Source organism: Pseudomonas sp. IT-P253, assembly GCF_949768125.1.
Classification (GTDB): Bacteria; Pseudomonadota; Gammaproteobacteria; order Pseudomonadales; family Pseudomonadaceae; genus Aquipseudomonas.
In genome coordinates, this window is the sequence record NZ_CATKPT010000068.1 from 1 (window position 1) to 525 (window position 525).

Genomic DNA, 525 nt, shown 5'->3' on the forward strand with positions numbered 1-525 from the left:
TTCGCCAGCAACGGCGACAACGGGCCGCCTTGCGGCGCCCCGCAACGGCTTTTCTCGACCACACCATTGATCAGCATTCCCGCATCCAGATAAGCGCGAATCAGCCGGACAACCGCCCGATCCTCGATCCGCTTGCGTAAACGCCCCATCAAAATGTCATGGTCGATCCGGTCGAAGAACTTTTCCAGATCAACATCCACTACCACCTTACGTCCTGAGGACACGTAGCGCTGAGCGGCCAAGACGGCGTCCTGTGCGCAGCGCCCCGGGCGAAAGCCGTAGCTGTGTTCACTGAAAGTCGGATCGAGTAATGGCTGCAAGACTTGCAGCAACGCTTGTTGGATCAAACGGTCGGTGACCGTCGGGATACCCAACTCGCGTTGACCGCCGTCAGGTTTGGGAATGACCACACGCCGTACCGGACTGGGCCGGTAGACACCTGAAAGAAGCTGTTCACGAATCGCTGCCCACTGGGTTAACAAGTGTTCGGCAGTCTGTTCAATATCCAGACCATCGACTCCTGCT

The 525-nt window shown here is 57.9% G+C and carries 1 protein-coding gene; it reads right to left on the reverse strand.

From position 1 onward, the window contains the following. A partial coding sequence (locus ACM6IR_RS25080; protein ID WP_414910178.1) for a reverse transcriptase domain-containing protein occupies nucleotides 1-525 on the reverse strand: 525 nt, incomplete at both ends.